General features: G+C 61.4%; 6 protein-coding genes. 2 read left to right on the top strand and 4 right to left on the bottom strand.

Annotation, left to right across the window (positions count from 1 at the left end; translation table 11 throughout):
* A partial coding sequence (locus tag QN224_RS32130) for an SAM-dependent methyltransferase (RefSeq protein WP_283979966.1) occupies positions 1 to 1,768 on the top strand: 1,768 nt, incomplete at its 5' end.
* Here QN224_RS32130 and QN224_RS32125 read toward each other — a convergent pair.
* The gene (locus tag QN224_RS32125; RefSeq protein ID WP_173514598.1) at positions 1,684 to 2,481 is read right to left on the bottom strand and encodes a hypothetical protein; all 798 of its coding nucleotides are present in this window, start codon (positions 2,479 to 2,481) and stop codon (positions 1,684 to 1,686) included. The two genes, QN224_RS32130 and QN224_RS32125, sit on opposite strands and share 85 nt — an antisense overlap.
* Before the next feature lie 310 nt (positions 2,482 to 2,791).
* Positions 2,792 to 3,562, bottom strand: a complete 771-nt coding sequence (locus QN224_RS32120; RefSeq protein WP_173514597.1) for a pyrroline-5-carboxylate reductase — start codon at positions 3,560 to 3,562, stop codon at positions 2,792 to 2,794.
* Between the two features lie 183 nt (positions 3,563 to 3,745).
* Between QN224_RS32120 and QN224_RS32115 the strand changes: the two genes are divergently transcribed.
* Positions 3,746 to 4,213, top strand: a complete 468-nt coding sequence (locus QN224_RS32115; RefSeq protein WP_283979965.1) for a truncated hemoglobin — start codon at positions 3,746 to 3,748, stop codon at positions 4,211 to 4,213.
* A 219-nt stretch (positions 4,214 to 4,432) separates the two neighbouring features.
* Here QN224_RS32115 and QN224_RS32110 read toward each other — a convergent pair whose 3' ends face one another.
* Positions 4,433 to 4,813, bottom strand: coding sequence for an SgcJ/EcaC family oxidoreductase (locus tag QN224_RS32110; protein WP_283979964.1), 381 nt, complete (start codon positions 4,811 to 4,813; stop codon positions 4,433 to 4,435).
* A gap of 21 nt (positions 4,814 to 4,834) precedes the next feature.
* Positions 4,835 to 8,182, bottom strand: a complete 3,348-nt coding sequence (locus QN224_RS32105) for an adenylate/guanylate cyclase domain-containing protein (RefSeq protein WP_283979963.1) — start codon at positions 8,180 to 8,182, stop codon at positions 4,835 to 4,837.
* Positions 8,183 to 8,388: the final 206 nt, after the last annotated feature.

Below are 8,388 nucleotides of genomic sequence, written 5' to 3'. Positions count from 1 at the left end.
GGTCGAGGAGCGATCGAGCCCGCTCGGACTGCTGACGGTCGTCGAGAGCCCGACCGTGCCTTTCCGCTACGCGCCGGGCCTCAGCCTCGCCAACGTGCAGGAGCCGCCCGCGCAACTCGCCGTCTTCAGCGATGGCGACAGCATTACGGCGATGACCGCCTATGGCGGCGATCCGGCGACGGTTGCCTATCTCGACCGGACAACGGCGGCGCTCCCGTACCGGCTGCTGGCGCGGCCGCGAATTCTGATCCTCGGCGCTGGTGGCGGCGAGCAGGTGCTGCTGGCTCTCAGAGCCGGAGCCGATATCGTGGACGCTGTAGAGGTCAACCCGCAGATGATCGAGCTCTCTCGCAATCGCTTCGCGAGCTTCGTCGGCGGCATCTTCAGCCGACCGAACGTCAATCTGCATCTAGCCGAGGCGCGCGCCTTCGCTGCGACCACGGGCGAGCGTTACGACCTGATCCAGATGCCGCTCCTCGACTCCTTCAGCGCGGCCGCGGCCGGCGTGCAGAGCATGCATGAGAACTACACCTACACCGTGGAGGCACTGCGGGATTACCTGGCGGTACTGAGACCGGATGGCGTCGTCGCCATCACGCGCTGGCTGCGGGTGCCGCCGCGCGACATTCTCAAGCTGTTCGCCACTGCTACCGCAGCACTTGAAGCGGATGGCGTGTCCCAGCCCGGCCGGCACCTGGCGCTGATCCGGAGCTGGAACACCGCAACCCTCATCGTCGCCAAGTCGCCGCTCACTGGCGAGGACGTCGCAGCCATCCGCGGCTTCGCGGGCGAGAATTTCTTTGACATCTCCTGGGTGCCGGGCATCTCCGCGAGCGACGTGAACCGCTACAATCAGCTCGACCAGGAATATCTCTACGAGGGGGCCCTCGCCCTCCTCGGCCCTGAGCGCGCCGACTTCACCGAGCGCTACAAGTTCGATATTGCCCCGGCGACGGACAATCGGCCCTATTTCTTCGACTTTTTCCGTTGGCGCGCCCTGCCCGAACTCCTGGCGCTCAGAACCCAAGGCGGCGCGGCGATGCTCGACTGGGGCTACCTGATCCTGGTGGCGACACTCGTCCAGACCGCGATCCTCAGTGCAGTCCTGATCCTGCTGCCTCTCTGGCTTGGCCGGCGCGCAATCGGGAGCGCCGTGCCCCGGCTGCGCTTCGGGCTCTATTTCCTTGCCTTGGGCCTCGCCTTTCTCTTCATCGAGATCGCCTTCATCCAGCGCTTCATGCTGTTCCTCGGCCATCCGCTCTACGCTGTCGCTGTCGTGCTTGCGGGTTTCCTCGCCTTCGCAGGTCTCGGCAGCGCGGTCGCCGCACGCTGGATGACGGCGGTCGGACGCGGATCGGCGGTGCGCGGCATCACCCTCGCCGTCGTGGTGATCGCATTCCTGGCCGGCACCTACCTGATCGCCCTGCCCTCTGTATTCGAACGGCTGCTGGCACTCCCGGATGCCGCGAAGATCGCAATCGCCCTCCTCCTCATAGCGCCGCTCGCCGTCTTCATGGGCATGCCCTTCCCCCTCGGCCTTAGCCACGTCGGCGCACGCTCGGAGGAGTTTCTTCCCTGGGCGTGGGGGATCAATGGCTGTGCGTCGGTGCTGAGCGCGATCCTCGCCGCCCTGCTTGCAATGCATGTCGGCTTCATTGGCGTCGTGACGATAGCCGCGATCCTCTATCTCGCCGCCCCGGCCCTGCTTGCCGGGTCGCAAGGCTTTGTTCCAGATCGGAAGCGCTCGCGAGCTAAACCAAGCGCCTGAAAGTCCCGAGCATTTTGATCACGGCTGAGGAAGGAGCCCGGAGGCGGGTGTGCGACCACCTTGCTTCCCCTTTCGCGCCGAAATGCGATAATCGCAAGGATCAATACGCCGCTGGCGCCGAACTCGAGGACCTCTTCCAGGATTCCTGCCTTGTATGATGGTACGAGATCGAGCGTTACGGCACTCGCGAGCATAGCGACAGCCAGCGCCAAGCGGCATTCAAACGCCCTCGCGAGAATTCGATGCAGCATCGCGTAGATCTTTTGTCGGAACATATGAAGAAGCACGGTCGCCAAGGTCAGGAGAAGCAATGCCCCGATTGCCGCCGCAAGGTAGCCGATGGGGCCGGAGTCTCTCACTAAGCGGAAGGCCACGATGACGATGTCGTGGCCGCCGTCGAACTCGCCCCCGCCGCGCATTTCCGGCATCTGCAGATTAAACATGCGGGCGCCGAAACTGATCTCGCTGAGGAACAGTATCGAACACAATCCGCTCGTGCCTGCAAGGATGCTCTTCTCAGTTGAGGACAAGCATGCGCGCCTTCGAATGGCCGTTCCTAATGCGAGCAGAGCTGCTGTGGCAAAACCCAAGGCGCCCAGACTTTCCACGAGGTGGTCCTCGACCAGCAAGTCAGGCCGGGAAAGACCGATGATGAAGAGCAAGGCTACGCCGGCGGCTACCGAACAGACAAACGCAACATTCTCGCGGCTCATCGCTTCTGCTCCCTGTCATGAAACTGTCATACAACCAGACGGGGAAGAATTTGACGAACGTGCGGCGGGAGAAGACAACGTGCTTCTTCGGAATCGAGGAAAGGTTGAAAGTGTGACCGTTCGGCACCACTCCACGACAAGGAGCGGTTAAGCCTCTTCCTACAGCGCCGCGCGTCTTATCAGACGCGCAAAGGACGCTGTAGCACTTCGAATTGCTGCATGTTTTTATCCTTAAATCGGCTACGATTTAAGGAAACATGCAGTAGAAGGCGTCCACCTTTCGCGTGAGTTAGGCGACTTCGCGCACCGCTCAAGATTTTGTAATGCGCCGATGCACGCCGTCCAGGCTTTGCGCGAAAGCATCGAATAGCTTGCGGTCCGTCAGTTCGCGCAGGACCTGTTCGTTGAGCCCGCCGCGCGTTGCATATTCTTCCGCCAGATGCATGAAGCCGGCCTCGGGCGCCGCTTCCGGTGCGTGCGCGAGAGCCTTGAACAGGGTGGCGATGTAGTCGCGCCCCCTCGTCTCCCCAACGCCGTGGTCTTTCAGCCAGCCATGGATCGTATCGAGGTATTTGAAATAGGTGGCATAGGTCGCGGTGACGACGCTCAGCGCGTCGAATTCGCTTTCATCCTCTACCTCGATCGCCTTTCCGAGCTTGCCGAACAATGTGGCCATGCTCGGATCTCGCGGGCATATGATTGTCGCGCCCTGCCCGTAAGCGATCATCGGCATCGGAAGCGCTTTCGTCACCTTTTCCGCGGGCGCGGTCAAAGCCGCGATTTCATCGCGCGACAGCGTGGCGATCAGGCTGACGACGTGATGGTCAGGCCGGAACCGCAATTTAGAAAGCACGTCATGCGCAACCTGCGGCCGAATGGCGAGCATGATCGTCTCGCAATTGTCGAGAACCGCCTGATTGTCGGTTGCCACGCGCACGTCCGGAAAGCGGGAAGCGAGACCTGCCGCGATTTCCGCATTCCGAGGCGACAGGAGAACGGATACGGAATTATCCGCAAGCGATTTTAGCCCGGCAACAATCGCGGATGTGAGCGCGCCGGTGCCGATAAAGCCGAGTTTCATTGGGTGTCCTTTACCATCTGGTCGTCGTCGGCCGACAAAGCAGCAAGACGACTGCATCTTCCTTAGATCCTACAGCGCCGCGCGTCCAATCGGACGCGCAAAGGGCGCTGCAGCACTTTGAATTTCGGCATGTGCTCCCTAAATCGAGTACGATTTACGGGAACGCATGCATCAGGCGATGGAATGAACGACGAACTGCAGGCTCGAGCTGCGCAACCCGCAGCGATCCGCGAACGCGCGGAAGCGGAAATGAAAGCACTCGGGATCGATGACGCGTTCATCGGTCGGTTGGTCGACACGTTTTATGGCCGGGTGCTCGCGCATCCGGAGCTCGGTCCCGTGTTCGACGCAAGGCTTTCGGGGCGCTGGCCGGAGCACATGGAGAAGATGAAAAGCTTCTGGTCCTCAGTCGCCTTCCGCAGTGGCGCTTACGGCGGAAAGCCGGTCCAGGCGCATCTTGGCATCGCCAACATGTCACCGGAGCTTTTCCCGAAATGGCTGGCGCTCTTTGCCGCGACGCTTGACGACATTGCACCGAACAACGACGCGAAGGCCTGGTTCATGGCCACCGCAGAGCGCATCGCGCGAAGCCTGACGCTCTCGCTCTTCTACAATCCGGCGCTCGACGACCCCGCACTCAAGCGGTCGTGAATTGGCACTTTTGGCGGACGAACGCCGACTACCGCTCCTGACCCAAGTGGACCTTGCACGTCAGGATGCTGAGGTCCGCATGGGGTGAAAGACCGTCTTTCGTCGTGCCCATCGGGAACGAGCAGGTTGCGCCATTGCCGACACTCACGGCGCTTCTCAAGAGCGGACTTTCGCGCGATGGCCTGTTAACCCAGAGGCGAGCGCCAGTTGCCTGGCCAATCAGTTCCAAGTGTGAAGGCACAATTTCCAGGACCCATCATTTTGTTTTCGCAAAATGGTGACGATTGTCCCTTCAAATTGGGCCGGCTTTCCATCTTCTCCGCTACCGGTCGCCCACCATTTGCCGCTGGAGTATGCGAGATCCCCCGCCGCTTGGGCGTCGAGCAACTCGATGCCGTGTTCCTTGATCCCTGCCGATATCAACCCGGCCCAGAAATCAGCGATCGCCGCCTGCCCTTTAACTACGGCATGCGTATGCGGCAGGACGGTTGCGTCCGGCGTGTAAAGCGCCGCGACCGCTGCAGCATCTCCCCGATTGAACGCTGCGTTCCAACGATCGTTCGCTTGGCTTACGATCGCACGGATATCCATCTCCGACATCACATCCTCCCTGGACGTTGACTACCCCAACGCTGCCACGAGCTTTTGAGCGGTTTGCAGATCCGGTAACTCTGCTCCTTCGGTGAAGCTCGAGAGAATCTCAGCAAGGTCTTCCCGTGCACCCGCTTCAGGGTGGGCGCGAGCCAGTCCTACCGCTGCACGAAGCTCCCAAAACCGTGCGCCCTGTGCGCGCGCTGTTGCCAGCGCGTCCCGGAAGCGCTCGGTAGCCACCTTTCCCTTCTCGGATCCAATTAAAAGAATCGCCTCCCCTTGGAGACGGAACACTTCGGCCGCGAACCAACGCTCGTTGGTTCGCTCGATCATTTCCTCGGCTTCCTCGAGCAATCGGAGAGCCACTTCTGGTTTTTCGGCTTTCATTTCGATCTGAGCACGAAGAGCCGCGAAGTATGGGCACATGTACCGCGCCCCGGTGGCCAGCCACCCGCCGATGCCCCTCTCCAACTCCGTCCGGGCACGATCCATGTCGCCATCCTCGGCGGCCGCCCACGCCTGGAGGATTGTCGCGCCCGCCTGCCAAAACCGGAATCCTGCCTCTCCTGATATTTGGAATAGTTCGGCGGCACGGAGCTTCACAGCTTCCCGGTCGCCGATGATCTGGCGGATCACACCGCCGAAGAACAGCGGTAAGGCGAGACTGTTGCGGTGCCCCATGCTTCTTGCTTCGGCCACCGCCTCATCATTGGTGGCAAGCGCCTGATCGGGCGAGCCGAGTGCCAACAGCGTGCGCGCCAAATAATCCAGGCATACGACACGCGGGTCGAAGGCATACACGAATGCGGGCGACCGATGCTCCTGCGGGTCATAGAGTGCCAGCGCTTCCTTCAAGTGAGCACGGGCACGGACAAATTCGCCGGCTGGAACGGCGCTCACCCCGGCGGCCCTGTGCGCGAAGAAGGAAAGACCCCGGTCGTTACTGCTGCTGGCGAGCTCCAGCAGCCTGTCGGTGGCGCGACGGGCCTCAGTCAGTTCGGCGGCGTATAGATGGTACAAACAAAGGCCGTAGAGGACCGGAAACGCCTCCCGCACTTCGCCCAACTCCTCGCACAGATCGTTTGCCCTTCCGTAGGTAGCCCCCGTTTCCGGCGCTGCAAACCCATGCGCCGCCACTTGTGCGCTGCCCAGGGCCAGTTGCAGGGAAAGCTCGCGGCGCGAGCGCTGCCGAGAAGGCGGAAGTGAAGCCAGTCCATTCAATGCATTCTCAAAGCGCAGGAGGGCCTCCGACAAGGCCGAACGCGACAGTGCCCGCCGTCCGGCCTTCTCGTGGTACTCAACGGCCTTCTCGATGAGGGAAGCCTGGCTGAAATGATAGGCGAGCAACTCCGGTTCAGCGGCGACCGTCTCCGGGAACCGGTCTTCCAGGATGTGGGCAATGCGGGCATGCAGCTGCTGCCGCCTGCTTAAGAGCAGGCTCCCGTAAGCCGCGTCCCGCACCAGAGCATGCTTAAAGGCATACGTGACTTGGCCTTCGCCTCCACGGCGGAACACGAGGCCTGCATTGACAAGTTGTTCCGTCGCCCGCTCCAATTCGGCTTCCGCCATGCCGGCGGCCAATGCCAACAGCTCGTGACTGAATTCCCGCCCGATGACCGCGCCAACCTGGGCAACCTCCCTGACGGAGGCGAGCCGGTCGAGGCGTGCCATCAAGGAGTCGTGCAGTGTCGCCGGGACGGCAAGTGGGGGCAACGGCCCGGACAACACGTAATCCTGGCCGCGCTCCTTGAGCAGGCCGGATTCCACTACGACCTTCGTTAACTCCTCTATAAAAAGCGGCACGCCTTCTGTCTTGGAGAGGACCTGGTCAAGCATGGATATCGGCAGCTGCTTTCCTCCAGTCATCGCGGTGACGATTGCGACCGCTTGGGAGCGGCTCAAGCGGTTCAATGTCAGCAGCGTGGCGTGGGGGAAACCATTCCAGCGAGGAGATCTTTCCGGACGTGACGTGGTGATCAGCATGACGGGCAGCTGTTGAATACGATCGACAATTATATCGAACAGTTCGGCCGAAACCGGATCAAGATAGTGGGCGTCCTCAAGCAGCATGAGAACCGGCTTGGTCCTCGCCAGTGCTTCAAGTTGTTCAATCAACACCTCGAAAGTGCGTCGTTTTTGCATCTGCGGCATCAGGTCAAGCTTCGGGTATCGGTCACCGGTGGGGATTGATAGCAAAGACGCAATCAAGGGGATTGCCTCCTGCGGGTCTCGCGTCGCCGCAAGCACCTCCTCCAGGAATGCCAGCTGCTTGTCCGGCGGGTCGGTTCGGTCGATGCGTGCGGCCCTGAGCAGCTGGTCGGCGACGGGATGAAGCGCGCTCTGCGCGTGGTAAGGCGAGCAGAAGTAGCGCAAATAGGTGACGGCTTCCTGTTTCAGCCGCTCGCGCAGCTCCTGAAGAATTCGCGACTTGCCTATTCCTGCCTCCCCGAACAGTTCGACGACTTGCCCTTCACCGGAAGCAGAAAGGGTCCATCGGTCGATCAGTAGTGCAATATCAAGATCGCGGCCCACCAACGGCGCTGTACCGCCGGAGTGGAGAGCCTCGAAGCGGCCTTCAGCCCGGCCCTCCCCAAGGACGACGTACGAACTGGTGGGGGTCTCGAAACCCGGCAGCTTCTGAGGCCGGATTCGCTTCACCTCAAAAAGCTTCCCGATCAGCCGACACGTGAGCTCCGAAATCACCACCGTGTTCGGCTCGGCCAGTTTCTGCAGGCGGGCAGCGAGATTGGGTGTTTCGCCGACCACAGCGTTCTCCTGCGCGGCACCCGCGCCGACCAGATCCCCGACGACTACCAGGCCAGTCGCTATGCCGATGCGGACAGAAAGCTGTTGACCGTCCTTCTCAGACAGCGCCTTGATGGAATCGACGACTGCCAGCCCTGCTCGGACGGCGCGTTCGGCATCTTCCTCATGCGCCTGCGGCCAGCCGAAATATGCTAAGACGCCGTCTCCCATCAGTTTGGCGACATATCCGTCGAAACGCACCACTTCGCCGGCTATGGTGTTTTGGAACTGGCGCAGTAATGCACCCATTTCCTCCGGGTCGAGCTGGGTGGACAGACCTGTCGACCCGACGAGATCGGCGAACATTACCGTGAGTTGGCGTCTCTCGGCTTCGCGCGGGCGGGTCGGCGTCAGTCGGTGGGGAGGATTGATGACGGATGCAGTCGCCTGGCCACCGCTGAGTGCAGCGATTGCTTCGAGAATTTTCTTTCTGTGTGCGAGAGCGCTGACGCCGATTTCTTTAAGGTCTTCTGCCGTGAGCTTCGGCAGCATCTCGGCGTCGATGGCATTGCTGTCGAAGGCTGCGGCATACTGCCCAAAGCCCAAGCTCTCGAGCCATGACCCGACGTTCACCGTCGCCCCTCCCAGAACGACCCTCAAGGTAGTAATATACAGCATCGCTGCGGCCCGCGCAGCACAATACAAGAAGACGGCCGAATAAGCGTATCCCACCGGCCTCAAACGGCAGGAAGGAAGAGGACCCCCGTTCGGTCTGCTACAACGACGCCGCCACATCCCAGGCTCAAACCGCGGTCAAGGAGTTCCTCATAAGCGCTTCA

Origin of the sequence: Sinorhizobium sp. 7-81 (genome assembly GCF_030124405.1) — a bacterium.
Lineage (GTDB): Bacteria > Pseudomonadota > Alphaproteobacteria > Rhizobiales > Rhizobiaceae > Sinorhizobium > Sinorhizobium psoraleae.
Note: the sequence above shows the minus strand (reverse complement) of the source record. Positions and strands in the feature narration are given on the sequence as shown.

Excerpts from the sequence above, each read along its gene's own strand:
- QN224_RS32125 (WP_173514598.1), bottom strand. The coding sequence starts at position 2,481 with ATGAGCCGCGAGAATGTTGCGTTTGTCTGTTCGGTAGCCGCCGGCGTA.
- QN224_RS32120 (WP_173514597.1), bottom strand. The coding sequence starts at position 3,562 with ATGAAACTCGGCTTTATCGGCACCGGCGCGCTCACATCCGCGATTGTT.
- QN224_RS32115 (WP_283979965.1), top strand. The coding sequence starts at position 3,746 with ATGAACGACGAACTGCAGGCTCGAGCTGCGCAACCCGCAGCGATCCGC.
- QN224_RS32110 (WP_283979964.1), bottom strand. The coding sequence starts at position 4,813 with ATGTCGGAGATGGATATCCGTGCGATCGTAAGCCAAGCGAACGATCGT.